The 13,410-nt window shown below is 63.3% G+C and carries 16 protein-coding genes; 5 read left to right on the top strand and 11 right to left on the bottom strand.

Going from position 1 to position 13,410, the window contains the following annotated elements; genetic code table 11:
* The first annotated feature begins 7 nt into the window (after positions 1 to 7).
* Positions 8 to 412 carry a PTS sugar transporter subunit IIA gene (locus BBF93_RS01095; RefSeq protein ID WP_035593812.1) on the top strand — a complete coding sequence of 135 codons (405 nt, stop codon included), beginning with the start codon at positions 8 to 10 and terminating at the stop codon, positions 410 to 412.
* Positions 412 to 705, top strand: coding sequence for an HPr family phosphocarrier protein (locus tag BBF93_RS01100; protein ID WP_051612170.1), 294 nt, complete (start codon positions 412 to 414; stop codon positions 703 to 705). The genes BBF93_RS01095 and BBF93_RS01100 overlap by 1 nt, the downstream gene beginning before the upstream one ends.
* A gap of 22 nt (positions 706 to 727) precedes the next feature.
* Here the strand turns inward: BBF93_RS01100 and BBF93_RS01105 are convergent, their stop codons facing one another.
* The 3 genes from BBF93_RS01105 to BBF93_RS01115 all read right to left on the bottom strand — a co-directional run bounded on the left by BBF93_RS01105 (position 728) and on the right by BBF93_RS01115 (position 4,211).
* Positions 728 to 2,290, bottom strand: coding sequence for a 2-isopropylmalate synthase (locus BBF93_RS01105; protein ID WP_035593814.1), 1,563 nt, complete (start codon positions 2,288 to 2,290; stop codon positions 728 to 730).
* 149 nt (positions 2,291 to 2,439) lie between these two features.
* Positions 2,440 to 3,189 (bottom strand): TVP38/TMEM64 family protein, encoded by a 750-nt coding sequence (locus BBF93_RS01110; RefSeq protein ID WP_051612171.1) that lies wholly within the window; start codon positions 3,187 to 3,189, stop codon positions 2,440 to 2,442.
* A 53-nt stretch (positions 3,190 to 3,242) separates the two neighbouring features.
* Positions 3,243 to 4,211, bottom strand: coding sequence for an oxidoreductase (locus BBF93_RS01115; RefSeq protein ID WP_035593816.1), 969 nt, complete (start codon positions 4,209 to 4,211; stop codon positions 3,243 to 3,245).
* A 145-nt stretch (positions 4,212 to 4,356) separates the two neighbouring features.
* Between BBF93_RS01115 and BBF93_RS01120 the strand changes: the two genes are divergently transcribed.
* Complete coding sequence (locus tag BBF93_RS01120) at positions 4,357 to 4,968, top strand: tetratricopeptide repeat protein (protein ID WP_035593819.1); 612 nt, start codon at positions 4,357 to 4,359, stop codon at positions 4,966 to 4,968.
* Here BBF93_RS01120 and BBF93_RS01125 read toward each other — a convergent pair.
* Complete coding sequence (locus tag BBF93_RS01125; protein WP_051612172.1) at positions 4,965 to 5,435, bottom strand: polymer-forming cytoskeletal protein; 471 nt, start codon at positions 5,433 to 5,435, stop codon at positions 4,965 to 4,967. The genes BBF93_RS01120 and BBF93_RS01125 overlap by 4 nt on opposite strands.
* A gap of 86 nt (positions 5,436 to 5,521) precedes the next feature.
* Here BBF93_RS01125 and BBF93_RS01130 point away from each other — a divergent pair, with 86 nt between their 5' ends.
* Positions 5,522 to 6,196: a GH25 family lysozyme gene (locus BBF93_RS01130; RefSeq protein WP_051612173.1), complete on the top strand. Its 675-nt coding sequence runs from the start codon at positions 5,522 to 5,524 to the stop codon at positions 6,194 to 6,196.
* Here the strand turns inward: BBF93_RS01130 and BBF93_RS01135 are convergent, their stop codons facing one another.
* Positions 6,197 to 6,520: a hypothetical protein gene (locus BBF93_RS01135; RefSeq protein WP_035593821.1), complete on the bottom strand. Its 324-nt coding sequence runs from the start codon at positions 6,518 to 6,520 to the stop codon at positions 6,197 to 6,199.
* Positions 6,521 to 6,601: 81 nt separating this feature from the next.
* On the opposite strand from BBF93_RS01135, the gene BBF93_RS01140 reads away from it, so the two are divergent.
* Entirely contained in the window at positions 6,602 to 7,855 is a 1,254-nt protein-coding gene (locus tag BBF93_RS01140) for a hypothetical protein (protein WP_035593824.1), read from the top strand.
* An 11-nt stretch (positions 7,856 to 7,866) separates the two neighbouring features.
* On the opposite strand, the gene BBF93_RS01145 is transcribed toward BBF93_RS01140, so the two are convergent.
* The 6 genes from BBF93_RS01145 to BBF93_RS01170 are packed head-to-tail and all read right to left on the bottom strand — an operon-like array spanning position 7,867 to position 13,224.
* A complete protein-coding gene (locus tag BBF93_RS01145) occupies positions 7,867 to 8,433 on the bottom strand; it encodes a GNAT family N-acetyltransferase (RefSeq protein ID WP_035593826.1) in 567 nt (188 codons plus the stop codon).
* A gap of 14 nt (positions 8,434 to 8,447) precedes the next feature.
* Positions 8,448 to 9,467, bottom strand: coding sequence for a ketol-acid reductoisomerase (ilvC, locus tag BBF93_RS01150; RefSeq protein WP_114104753.1), 1,020 nt, complete (start codon positions 9,465 to 9,467; stop codon positions 8,448 to 8,450).
* A gap of 51 nt (positions 9,468 to 9,518) precedes the next feature.
* Positions 9,519 to 10,130 (bottom strand): hypothetical protein, encoded by a 612-nt coding sequence (locus BBF93_RS01155; RefSeq protein WP_114104754.1) that lies wholly within the window; start codon positions 10,128 to 10,130, stop codon positions 9,519 to 9,521.
* Positions 10,130 to 10,696 carry an acetolactate synthase small subunit gene (gene ilvN / locus BBF93_RS01160; RefSeq protein WP_035593831.1) on the bottom strand — a complete coding sequence of 189 codons (567 nt, stop codon included), beginning with the start codon at positions 10,694 to 10,696 and terminating at the stop codon, positions 10,130 to 10,132. Before ilvN ends, BBF93_RS01155 begins: the two co-directional genes overlap by 1 nt.
* Complete coding sequence (locus tag BBF93_RS01165; protein ID WP_035593833.1) at positions 10,693 to 11,391, bottom strand: hypothetical protein; 699 nt, start codon at positions 11,389 to 11,391, stop codon at positions 10,693 to 10,695. Before BBF93_RS01165 ends, ilvN begins: the two co-directional genes overlap by 4 nt.
* 36 nt (positions 11,392 to 11,427) lie before the next feature.
* Positions 11,428 to 13,224 carry an acetolactate synthase 3 large subunit gene (locus BBF93_RS01170; RefSeq protein WP_233349231.1) on the bottom strand — a complete coding sequence of 599 codons (1,797 nt, stop codon included), beginning with the start codon at positions 13,222 to 13,224 and terminating at the stop codon, positions 11,428 to 11,430.
* Between the last annotated feature and the right edge of the window lie 186 nt (positions 13,225 to 13,410).

The raw sequence follows: 13,410 nt of genomic DNA on the forward strand, positions 1-13,410 counted from the left end.
TAGCGGAATGATCGGCATTGTTGTTGTCAGCCATGGAAGATTGGCCCACGAGCTCGTCGCGGCAGCGGAGCACGTCGTGGGCCGCCTTTGGCGTGCGCGGGCTGTTTCCATCGATTCGGATGATGATCTCGATCAGAAGCGCGAGCAGATCCTGGCAGCGGTCAAAGCCTGCGATGATGGCCATGGCGTTGTTGTGCTGACGGATATGTTCGGCGGCACGCCGTCCAATCTCGTTCTTTCCATTCGAGGCAATGTGCCGATGGAGATCGTGTCGGGGGCCAACTTGCCGATGCTGATCAAGCTGGCCGAAGTGCGCGAAGTTCTGAGCCTGGACGAGTCCGCTCACGCCGCTGCCGAAGGCGGGCGGAAATATGTCACCATCGCCTCCGAGCTGCTTGCCAGGCTGCCTTGATGTCGAGTTCGGTTCCCACTGCCTCTGCCCGCGCGACTATTGTCAATCGTAAGGGCCTGCATGCGCGGGCGTCCGCCAAGGTTGCCAAACTTGCTGCTGAATATGATGCCAAGGTGATCGTGCGCCATGAAGGCGAGCAGGCCGATGCCCGCTCGATCATGGATCTGCTGATGCTGGTGGCCCATACCGGCTGTGAGATCGAGCTGACCGCGAACGGCCCCCAGGCCCAGGAGGCGGTGGAAGCCATCGCCGCGCTGGTCGCCGATGGCTTCGGAGAGCGGGACGGGGGCTGACCAGCCCGCCGCCAACCGATGATCAGGCCGCCTTGCTGCGCTTGGCCTTGCGAACTTCAAACTTGTTGAGCGCGTGCAGATAGGCCTTTGCGCTGGCAACCAGCGTGTCGGGGTCTGACGAGCGCCCGGTGGCCATGATGCCGTCGCCATTCAGCCGTACAGAGACGGTTGCCTGCGCGTCCGTGCCGCCGGTGACGGCGTGCACCTGATAGAGTTCCAGGATCGCCTGATGCGGTACCAGCTGGCGGATGGCATTGAACACAGCGTCCACCGGGCCATTGCCGCGCGCGATGGAATACTTGTCTTCGCCGTCGATCGTCAGGTCGATTTCTGCCGTCTGCGGACCTTCCGTACCAGCCACGACGCGCAGGCGCTTGAAGCCGATGCGCTCGCCTTCGGCGGCCAGCTGCTCATCCACCAGCGCGATGATGTCGTCGTCGAACACGTGCTTCTTGCGGTCAGCGAGGTCCTTGAAACGCTTGAAGGCGTCGTTAAGCGGTTCGCCTTCCAGGAAATAGCCCATGGATTCCAGCTTGTCGCGGAAGGCATTGCGGCCCGACAGCTTGCCCATCACCAGCGAGGTCTTGGCCACGCCGACATCTTCGGGCTTCATGATCTCGTAGGTTTCGGAATTCTTCAGCATGCCATCCTGGTGGATGCCGCTTTCATGCGCGAAGGCGTTCTTGCCGACGATGGCCTTGTTGTATTGCACCGGGAAACCGGTGATGCGGCTGACCATGGCAGAGGCCCGGGCCAGATAGCTTGAATTGATGTTGCATTCGTAGGGCAGGGTGTCGCCGCGCACCTTCATCGCCATCACGATTTCTTCGAGCGCCGCATTGCCTGCGCGCTCACCCAGGCCGTTGATGGTGCATTCGATCTGCCGCACGCCATTGGAGAGGCCAGCCAGCGAGTTGGCGACGGCCAGGCCGAGATCATTATGGCAGTGGGCCGACCAGATCACCTTGTCGGAGTTGGGGATGTTTTCGATCAGCCTGCGGATCAGCGCGCCATATTCTTCCGGGTGGGAATAGCCCACCGTATCGGGCACGTTGATCGTAGTGGCGCCCGAGGCAATCGCGGCGTCGATACATTTGCAGAGGAAGTCGAACTCGGTGCGGGTCGCGTCTTCCGCGCTCCATTCCACATCGTCCACCAGGTTGCGGGCCTGCGCCACCGACCGGCCAACGGCTTCCAGAACGGCGTTCGGCCCCATCTTCAGCTTGTGCTTCATGTGCACAGGGCTGGTGGAGATGAAGGTGTGGATGCGCGGGCGGGCGGCCTTGCGGACGGCTTCGGCGCAGCGGTCAATGTCGGCCGGGGTGGAGCGGGAAAGGCCGCAGATGACGGCGTTCTTCGACTGGGCAGCTACGGCGCTGACAGCGGCAAAGTCGCCCTCCGAAGCAGCAGGGAAGCCGGCTTCGATGATGTCGACGCCCATGTCTTCCAGCAGAGTTGCCAGTTCGAGCTTCTCGTTATGCGTCATCGACGCGCCGGGCGATTGCTCGCCATCGCGCATGGTGGTGTCGAAAATGAATACGCGGGGTTTCTTTGCGGATTTCGCAGCTTGGTCTTGGGAGGTCATGGTTTTGCGTCGCTCAGCGGGATGTCGGGAAAAAAGCGTTCTTTTCGAATGTCCCCTGGCCGCGCGACCGCCCTCAGACTCGGGCGTCGGTCCCCGGCCAGGGGCCGGTAAGCAGGCTAAGAAGGGGCAGAACTTTGCGCATAGTCACTCTAATCACCGGCCTCAGCGGCGCTGTCAACCGGTGAGGCTGTCTCAGTCGCAATAATTTGCCGCGCGCGAGCCGCCCGGCGCCGGAAATAGACATATCCGCCAGCATAAACGGCGACGGCTGCCAAAGCAGTCAGGACCGCGATCCCCAGATTGCCCTGAAGCGCGGCCAGAACGCTGCGCCCCGCAAAAGCCACCAGCGCGATCTTCGGAAGGACGCCGATGCCCATGCCAATCCAGAAATCGCGGAATTTGGCGCTGCTGACGCCGAACGCCATGTTCACCAGCAGAAACGGACCGGTGGGCACATTGCGCACGATCGCGCTCGTCACCAGCGCATTGCGCCCGACAAAGCGCGACAGCCTCTGCGCGCTGGCGCCGGCATATCGGCGGAAGGCCTGTTCCCCCGCTGCCCGGCCCACCCAGAAGGTCAGCGCGCCGGAAATCATATTGGCGATCCAGGAATAGCCTGCCCCATACCAGGGGCCGAACACCGCGACGGCGGTGGCGATCAGGGCAAATTGCGGAATGCCGGCAAAGGCCGCCAGGCAGAATACGGCAATCACGGCCACCAGCCCCCACGGGCTTTCGCTGAGGGTTGTCATCCAGCTGGTCACCGTATCGGCATCGGGCAGCAGGCCAGCCCTCCCGGCCACAAACACTCCGGCAATCACCAGCAGAAGCGCAAGTCCCAGAAGGATCGCGCGCCGCGAAGCTGCCGGAGCGCCGGAGGGAAGGTTGGTCTCGCTCATCGCGTTCTCGTGCGCCGAAAGCCCGGAAGCGTCAATCTGGACGGGGCAGGGCGTTATGCATTGGCCAGAAAGGTGTCGCTCATTGCCCACAGCTTCTCGGCGCGGGCGTCGTCGCTGATCCATTCGCGGGCGTGTTCAAAGCGCTGGCTTGCCGGCGTGGCGGCTTTGGCAATGTCGCAGTCTTCGCAATAGACCCCGCCTTTGCCCTCCAGCTTGGGAGAGGTGGCCGCCCAGACGGTGGTGGAGGCGCCCTGCTCGGGCGTCTTGAACGAGGCCTTGATCCTTTCGGGCAGCGTGCCATCGGGGTTTTTCCAGCCGAGCACGACCATTTCCTCATCCGGCAGGTGGCGCTGCAGATTGGTGAAAATGCCGCCCGGATGCACCGAGAAGGCGCGAATGCCGTTGCCCCGCTCGCGCAGGTCCACGCCAAGGGCAAACAGCGCGTTGGCGGATTTGGATTGTCCGTAGGCTTCCCATTTGTCGTATTTGCGGGACTGGTAGTTCGGATCCTCCCAGATCACGTCCGACAGGATATGCCCGGTCGAGGACAGCGCCACCACGCGCGCGCCATTGGCCGCGCGCAGCGAGGGCAGCAGCCCCTGATACAGGCCGAAATGGCCCAGATGATTGGTCCCGAACTGGCTTTCCCAGCCGGCCCCGACGCGGGCGAGCGGGCAGGCCATGATCCCGGCATTGTTGATCAACAGGTGCAGCTTCGGCGTGGCAGCCACATGGTCCTGCGCAAACCGGCGCACGCTTGCCTGATCGGCAAGATCCATGGCGGCGACGGTAACGCCGCTGATCCCTGCCAGCGCCGCCTGCGCGGCCTCAGGCCGGCGGGCGGGCACGGTCACCTTCGCTCCGGCTTCTGCCAGCGCGCGGACAGTTTCCAGCCCTATGCCGGAGTAGCCCCCGGTCACAATGGCGTTTTTGCCGGCAAGGCCGATGTCCGCGACGACTTCCCTGGCCGTGCTCTTGGCGTGAAAACCTGAGCCGAGGGGTATCTGATCACTTGCCGCCATTGCGGTTTCTCCCTTATTTTTTGTGTGTTGCGGCGATGGTAGACCCGCCTCGGGCAGGGGGCTACTGCAATCTGTCTGCCGGCCTGCCCCAGCCTTGCCCAATTCTGCCGCTAAACCCTCACACAAGGAAAAGGAGACCCGATCGATGAAAAAGGTTCTCATGATGCTTGGCGCTGTCCTGGTGACGGCTGCCATAACCCTGCCGGCAAGCGCGCAGGGCACGGCGGGGCGGGTCGAGCGTACCCAGGCCGAACTCGCCATGGAGAAGGCAGAAACAGACTTTGCCAAGCTCAAGGAAGCCCGCGAGACGGCGAAAACCAAGTGCGCCGCCCGTGAATATCAGGCCTGCTATGAACTCGCCGAGCTGGAACGCAAGGGCCTTGGCGGCTCGCAGGATCTGGCCGCGGCGGCCAAGAACTACAAGAAAGTCTGCGATGCCAAGGATGGCCGCGGCTGCGCGGGCCTTGCCTATCTGACGGTGCAGGGCCGGGGCGTGAAGGCAAACCTCACTGAGGGGCGCCGTCTCTACAAGGCAGCCTGTGATCTGGGCGAAGTCAGCGGCTGCGCGGCCTGGGGCAACATGGCCTTCACCGGCACGGGTGGCCCGAAAGACGTTCAGGGCGGCACCCGCGCTCTGCAGGAGGCCTGCCAGAAAGACTATGCCTGGGCGTGCGAGCGCATCCAGACTCTGGGCGCGTTTGATCCCAATGACGCTTCGCAGCAGCGCCTGCGTCAGATCGAGAAGAACAAGAACTAGCCGGCGGCGCCCGTGGGCGTTGTCCCCGGCGCTTCCGTCAGCACGCTGAGAACCTTCGCCCGTTCGATATGGGCGGGCGAACGTTCCGGCGCGATCAGCAGATCGCCGTCAATCACCGCATTGCCCTCCACCCGCATCGACGGGGCAAAGATGGATCCCTCCGCCCGGCCTCCGGCGCTGACTTCCATCCGGCGCGTTGCGGCGATCTCTCCGATCAGGCTGCCGGCCAGCACGATCTCTGCCGCGCTGATCCGGCCTTTGATCTTTCCCGTGGCCTCCACCACCAGCGCGCCCTGGCAGTGGACGTCCCCCAGAATCTCACCCCCCAGGCGCAGCGAACCGGCCAGTGTCATATTGCCGATGACACGGCATCCGGCGGCGATAACATTGTTCGGCCCGGCCGGGGCGGCGGGCTTGGCGGGTGAGGGCGCTGGCGGGGGGGCCGCTCTGCCTTTGTCTGCTGCCATTCTGCGTCTCCCTGAATATGCCGCCGATGAGGTTCTATCATGACCGAGATGATCCAGAACGGGACACTTCCTGAGGGCGCGGCGCGATGAAACTGCGCCTGCGCCTTGTGTCCGTGCTGGTCATACCCTGCCTGCTTGCATCCTGTGGGCCAAGTGGCGCCCCGGTGGAGGAGGCGCCCCGGCCTCTGCTGGCGCCGGGCGCGGAGGGCATCGATCTCTCCCACCACAATGGCGCGGTGGACTGGCCGCGCCTTTCCACGGCAGGCCTCTCCTTTGTCTATCTCAAGGCCACCGAAGGAGAGAGCCATGTCGACACGCAGTTTCAGGCCAATTGGCAGAGCGCGCTGCGCCATCACTGGCAGACCGGCGCCTACCATTTCTACCTTCTCTGCCAGGATGGCGGGCGGCAGGCGGCAAATTTCATCCGCCAGGTCGAGGTGCGCAGCGACACGCTGCCCCCGGCGGTCGATCTGGAGCACGCTCACAATTGCGCGCCGCGCGCGGGCCGGGCGGAAACGCTCGCAGACCTGAAACGGTTTCTGGCGGGCCTTGAAGAGGAATACGGCGCCGTGCCCGTGATTTACACCACGCCTGCCTTTCATGCCGAATGGCTTGCGGGGGAGGGGTTCGAGCGCCACCCGCTCTGGGTGCGGTCGCTGGAAGGCCCGCCGCGCCTGCCCCATGCCATCTGGCAGTATTCGATGAAGGGCCGCGTGCCGGGCGTGGCCGGCAATGTCGATCTTAATCGCGCGGCCGAGTGATCAGCCCAGCCCGACCAGCCCGCGGATTTCCGAGGTGAACAGCGAGACCAGCGCGCCGGCCGAAAACCAGAGGAAGTTGCTCGCCCAGGCAAACCTGGCAGGCTTGGTATGTTCCTCGAGCGCCTGCTGGATCATTGCCTTGGTCACGGTGAAGGTTTCTTCGCCGGTATCCGCGTCCAGCCCCTGCGCCCGCATGCGCCCCAGCCGGACAAGGCGCTCGAGGGTGGCGTCATAGAGCTTGCTGCCCCGCCCGGTTATCTGGCCGGCAATGAAAGCCGCCAAAAGGCCAAACACCAGCGCCAGCGCGACATCAACCAGGCCCATCGTGAAATATCCCCCAATTTCCACTCATCCGACACCCATGCTACATCCATTGCCGAGATGATGCACGGGGGCGAGATTACCATGCTCAACTGGTTCTCGAAAGGCAAAGGGCGTGAAGCCCCAGCGGCTACCAGCAAGGAGCATTGGCGCCAGGTCATCGGAGACCTTGAATACCTCCAGAAGGTGCATGCGCGCTCCCATCCCTGGCTTGCAGGCATGGAGCCGGGCGCCACCGACGCCGACTTTACCGAGCAGTTTCTGGTCCACTTCCACCAGTCCATGACGGCGGCGGGCATTACCAGCCTGCCTCTGGACGCCTGGCGGAAGGAAATGGAGCCCGGCTTCCGTGCCCGCCCGTTCAGCCGGTATGAAGATCCGCTCACGCATTTCTGGCTGCAGCAGATGCAGGGGCAATTGGAACAGTCCTGCCAGCGCCTGAAGATCGGCCTGCCCAAACAGCCCGTATTCGGCAGCCTGCAGACCGGGCGTGTCAACGGCGTTGCCGCCGATGTCGATAATCCGTCCTATTACCTGATCCTGATCGATGACGGCATCATGGGTTTTGCCAACCTCCTGTCCAAGGTCGCTGCCGTCAGCTTCCCGGTTACCCAGGCAGAAGATGGCAACCTCAACTTTGCCACCGACCGGGACAGCGTGGTCCGCCAGCGCCTGCAATCGCCCGAAACGGGTATGCGCTTCTTTGATCTGCTCACGGCCTATGCCGTTCAGGGCGCGCCCCATGCCGCCCAGTCCTATCTGATGACCACCCATCACACCCATCTGGTGGGCGTGTTCCGCGATGCGATGGAGTTTTTCATCTTCGGGCATGAGTATGGCCATTGCGCAGCCGGTCATCTTCAGGGCGCCCCCCGGATGTCGCTTTCCATGGCGGCAGAGGGAAACGGGGAGGGCGGCGAGATAGAGCTGCGCATGCCGGAAAGCTGGGAAAAGGAGCTTGAGGCCGATTATATCGGCCTGGCGCTGGCTATGGATGTCATGCGCGCGCGCGGCTACAGCCCCAACCTCTCCTATGCCGGGGTCGAGCTTGTCTTCACGGGCGTCGATTATATGCAGCGTACACTGAGCATCCTCGAGCATGGCGTGGAACAGGAACGCCTGCTGGATACCCATCCGCCAGCCCTGATCCGCCGCGAGGTCATGCGCCAGAACGCGCTGGGGCTGCTGGGCGAGGAAGCCGGCAGCGTTGCCGGGGATCTGGCAGACATTGTCAACGATACGCTGGAATATCACTGGCGCGCCGTGGCGCCGGCGCTGGCGCGGATGCATGCCGATGGCTACCGGCCCCATGCGCGCTGGTTGCAGAAGGCGCAGTAAGGCCCGAAGGGTCAGATCAGGTGCTTGCCCATACGGATGACGGGAACGGCCACGCCGTCCGCCTCCGCGCCGATGGTGTGCTCGATGACCCTGTAACCACAGGCTTCGTAGAGCGGTATTCCGGCCAGCGTTGCGCCCATTTCCAGCCGGGTAAAGCCTTCAGCGCGCGCGGCGGTTTCGCAGAGAGAAAGGATCATCCGGCCAAGCCCGCGGCGGGTGAAATCCGGATGGGTGTACATTGCGCGGATGCGTGCTGCATCCGTGTCCGGATGAAGCAGCGCGTCATTGCGTTTGCCTGCGGAATGATCGCCGCCATAAAGCGTCGCCCGGCGGCTCCAGCCGCCGGAGGCGGCCAGGTGGCCGCTTTCTGCGTCATGGATCAGGAAATAGGTGCCGTCCGCAATCAGCGTCCGGTCCAGCCCCATGATGGAGCGTGACACGGCGATCTGTTCCGGGCTCAAAAAGCCTTTCTGCAGTTCGCCGATGGCCACGTCCATCAGGGCGGCGATCTCCGCCTCGTCGGCCGGCACCGCAAGGCGGTGGGTGAAGCCGGATGGAGGCGAAGATCTGTCAGCCATATGCGGCGAGGGCCCTAGTTACGGCTCTTGTCCACGAGGCGGTCATTCTGCGCCCAGTGCATCATGCCGCGCAGTTTCTCGCCAACTTCCTCGATCGGGTGGCTGCTCATGCGCTGGCGCATGGCGTGGAAGCCCGGCGCGCCGGCCTGGTTTTCCAGAACCCAGTTACGGGCAAAGGTGCCGTTCTGGATGTCTTCGAGAACCTTCTTCATCTCGGCTTTCGTGGCGCTGTTCACAACGCGCGGCCCGGTGACATATTCTCCGTACTCGGCCGTGTTGGAGATCGAATAGTTCATGTTGGCGATGCCGCCTTCATAGATCAGGTCGACGATCAGCTTGGTCTCGTGGAGGCATTCGAAATAGGCCATCTCCGGCGCATAGCCGGCTTCAACGAGGGTTTCGTAACCTGCCTTGATCAGCTCGACGATACCGCCGCAGAGCACGGCCTGTTCGCCGAAGAGGTCGGTTTCGGTCTCTTCACGGAAGGAGGTTTCGATCACGCCGGCGCGGGTGTTGCCGATGGCTTTGGAGTAGGAGAGGGCAACGGCCTGGGCGGTGCCAGTGGCGTCCTGGTGGATGGCGATCAGGCCCGGAAGGCCAAAGCCCATCTGGTACTGGTTGCGCAGCGTGTGGCCGGGGCCCTTGGGCGCCGACAGCGACACGTCCACATCTTTCCGGGGGCGGATCAGGTTGTAGTGGATGTTGAAGCCGTGGCCGAACATCAGGTGCTGACCAGCGCGCAGGTGCGGCTCGATCTCGTTGGCAAACAGAACGGCCTGCTTCTCGTCGGGAACGAGGATCATCAGCACATCGGCCCATTTGGCCGCTTCGGTAACGGTGACCACTTCCAGGCCCGCCGCTTCAGCTTTCTTGCGCGAGGCAGAGCCTTCCTGCAGCGCCACCTTGATCTGCTTCACGCCGGAATCCTTCAGGTTCAGCGCATGGGCGTGGCCCTGGCTGCCATAGCCGACCACGGCGACTTTCAGTTTCTGGATCAGCGAGATATCCGCGTCTTTTTCGTAATAGATCTTCATGTGCTTGCTAAAGCTCCGGTGGATGAAAGTTGAGGGAAGGGGATTGTCAGGTCAAACGGCGTCGCAGCTCCAGTCGCCACTGAAATTGGCGACACCGATGACAAGATTGTTGAGACGGGTAACCGCATCTTCCGCGCCGGCGAGGCGCGAGAAATTGAGGGTGCGATCCCCCGCATTGATGCGTGTAATGATGTCGTGGCTGTCCACGATCAGGCGGATGCTGCGCGACCCGTCCGGGTTGATCGTCACCATTTCGCGCGGGCCATAGCCGTCAGGCGGGGCGGCGGCGAGGCCTGCCGCGGCCTCTTTCACCTTGACGGCCACGTCCATCGGCAGCGCCGTGCGCAGCTTGCAGGCCGGGGCCCTGGCCGCACTGGCGCCCGGCACAGACCGCGCCTCCAGCAGCTGGTAGGGGCCTTCCTCGATCACATAATAGACATAGGCTGCGCCGCTGGCAGACTGGGTGTCGATGATCCGCAGCCAGGCTTCCGGCGCCGCGCCGAAGAGGCCCTCGCCCCTGCCGGAAATCCCGGCAGCGCGGGCCATATCGCAATCAAGCCGTTCCTGGTCGTTCGTGGCCGGAGCACATGGCGCTGCCTGCGCCGCTGCCATCAGGGGCAGGGCGGTCAGCGTCAGGGCTGCCAGGGCCAGGCGAAGGGTCATCAGCCCTTTTCCTTCCCGCGCTTGATCGAAAGCACGCCCGTGCGGCTCACCTCGACGAGGCCCAGAGGCCGCATCAGGTCCACAAACTGGGTCAGCTTGTCAGACGCGCCAGTCACTTCGAAAATGAAGCTCTCATTCGTCGTGTCGATGACATGGGCGCGGAAAATCTCGCCGATACGCAACGCTTCGACGCGCTTCTCGCCGGTGCCGGCTACCTTCACCAGCGCCAGCTCCCGCTCGATACCGCGCTTGGAGTTGGTGATGTCGATAACCTCCGCCACCGGAACAAGCCGCAGCAGCTGCGCCTCGATCTGTTCCAGAATGTGCGCAGTGCCCTGGGTGACGATTGTGATGCGCGAGCGGTGCTGGCTGGCATCCACTTCGGCCACGGTGAGGGAGTCGATATTGTATCCGCGTCCGGAGAACAGGCCCACCACGCGCGCCAACACGCCCGGCTCGTTATCCACGATCACCGCCAGCGTGCGGCGTTCGACTTCCTCATCCTCGTGCGAGAGGAAATAGGCAGATTTCGGCGCAGGGCCGGGCGGAATGGTGCCATCGCTCATTGGGGGCGCTCCGGAATAGTGTTGCTGGCAAAGCCGCGATCAAGGACCACGTTCGGCCGCCGGGTCAGCAGCTTGCCGCGAAGTATGGCGGACTGCTCCCTGGCCTTGGCGCGGTTTTCCTTTGACCGGTCATCATAACGCTCGACGATTTCGTCAAGGCGGCGGGGATCAAGATGAGCCTGCAGTTCGGAAACCAGCAGGCGGCGGCATTCGTCGATGAAGTCCCCGCACTCTTCGGCGGGCGGGCCATTCTCGCGTGCGGTCGCTTCCACCTCGCGATAGGCGAACATCAGCGCGTCAAGGATCGGCGGGCGCGAGCCGCGATAGGCGCCTTCCTTCTCCACGCCCTTTCCATCGGGGTCGATGTTGGGGAAGAACATCCGCCCCCGGTCCACCAGGGTGGACAGGAGGATCAGCATGTTGGACTTGGCCGCCATGAAGGCGCCCTCGTTGGCATGCAGGTGCCGGGTGCGCACGAAGGTCGCGCAGCGCGCCATCGTGTCGATCGCGGCGGCGCCCCAGTCCAGGCTTGCCGCATCGATGCTCTGGCGCAGGCGCTCGGTGGCCAGCTTGCGCTGCTTGCGGGTCTCCCCACGGGCGATCACCGCGCTCACCACAGCCACGATGGCAGAGAGAATGCCGATGAAGATCTCGGCATTCCCTTTAAGCCATTCAAAGATGCTTGCAGCGTCCATGAGTGTTCCGTGTGTCCGGGTTCCGGTCGCAGACCGTCAGACCAGCCTGCGGCCGGCCTCTCCGATTTCGTTACCCGTTATTTCACCGAGAATCATCTGGTTGTGCGCTGATCCCGACGGAATCATCGGCAGGCAGTTTTCCGCCCGCTCCACCCGGCAATCGAACAGCACCGGTCCGGGATGGTTCACCATCTCCAGGATCTTCGCGTCCAGCTCAGCCGGATCGTCACAGCGGATGCCATGGGCGCCCAGCGCGTCGGCAAGCTTCACAAAGTCCGGCAGGCTTTCCGAGTAGGAATGGGAATAGCGCTCCCCATGCAGCAATTCCTGCCACTGGCGCACCATGCCCATCCATTCATTGTTGAGGATGAACACCTTCACCGGCAGCATGTGCTGAACGGCGGTGGAAAGCTCCTGCATCATCATCTGGATCGAGGCTTCCCCCGCAATGTCGATGACAAGGGCGCCGGGATGGGCTGCCTGCACGCCGACAGCGGCGGGAAGGCCGTAGCCCATCGTGCCCAGCCCGCCGGACGTCATCCAGCGATTGGGCTCCTCGAAATGATAGAACTGCGCCGCCCACATCTGGTGCTGGCCCACTTCGGTGGTGATGTAGGTGTCCCGGTCCCTGGTCAGCTCATAAAGGCGCTCGACCGCATATTGCGGTTTGATCACCTCATTGGAACCCTTGTAGGCAAAGCACCGGCGGTCGCGCCAGGTATCGATCTGCTCCTTCCAGGCCGAAAGGTCGGGCAGCTTCGCCTTGCGCGCCTTCAGCTCCTTCAGGATCGCTTCCAGCGCCTCTGCGCAGTCAGCCAGCACCGGCACATCCACCCGCACGATCTTGTTGATCGAGGAGGCGTCAATGTCGATGTGAACCTTCTTGGACTTGGGCGAGAACGCGTCCACCCGGCCGGTCACCCGGTCATCAAACCGCGCGCCGACACAGATCATCAGGTCGCAATCATGCATCGCATTGTTGGCTTCAAAGGCGCCATGCATACCCACCATGCCCAGCCAGTCCGGGCTGGAGGAGGGAAAGGCGCCCAGGCCCATCAGGGTGGAGGTCACCGGAATGCCGGTTGCGGCCTGCAAGTCGCGCAGCAGTTTGGACGCGCGCGGCCCGGAATTGATCACGCCGCCGCCGGTATAGAGCACAGGCCGCCAGGATTTGGTGATCAGGTCCACCACCGCCTTGATTGCCTCAGGCGCAGGCTCGGTCTGGGGCACATAGGTCGGCTTCAGAATGCCCGCCTTGCCGATATAGGGGCCGGTGGCAAACTGGATGTCCTTGGGAATATCGATGACGACCGGGCCGGGGCGGCCATTTGTGGCAATGTAGAATGCCTCATGGATGGTCCGCGCCAGCTGGTTCACATCGGTGACCAGATAGTTGTGCTTGGCGCAGGTGCGGGTGATGCCGGTGGTGTCGCATTCCTGGAACGCGTCGGTGCCGATCAGATGTGTGGGCACCTGTCCGGTGATGACGACCATGGGGATCGAATCCATCATCGCATCGGTGATCGGGGTCACCATATTCGTTGCGCCGGGGCCGGAGGTGACGAGCGCCACGCCGCATTTGCCGGTGGAGCGGGCATAGCCTTCGGCGGCATGGCCTGCGCCCTGTTCATGGCGCACCAGAATGTGGCGGATCTCCTCCTGCCCGTAGAGCGCATCATAAATCGGTAGCACTGCGCCGCCGGGATAGCCGAACATTACCGATACGCCCTGCTCCCGAAGGGCCTCCACGACGATCTGCGCGCCGGTCATCATGCGCGGGGTGGAGATTTCTGCCGTGTCAGCGGCGGGCTTGGCCTTCGTCTTGGTGGTCATGGGCTTCAGCTTCCGGGAGGGGGTTTTCTGCGTAGGGTTAAAAGAGGGCTCGGCCAAAAGAAAAAGGGCCTCCGGAGGAAGCCCTTTTGTGCGCGCACCCGCAACTGCCTGGTCGAAGGGCAGCTACGGGCACTTAAGAATTACTACGTTTCTGACGCGCACTTTGCGTTTCCTCAATTCTGGGAC

It is taken from the genome of Hyphomonas sp. CACIAM 19H1 (assembly GCF_003325995.1).
GTDB classification, from domain to species: Bacteria; Pseudomonadota; Alphaproteobacteria; order Caulobacterales; family Hyphomonadaceae; genus Hyphomonas; species Hyphomonas polymorpha.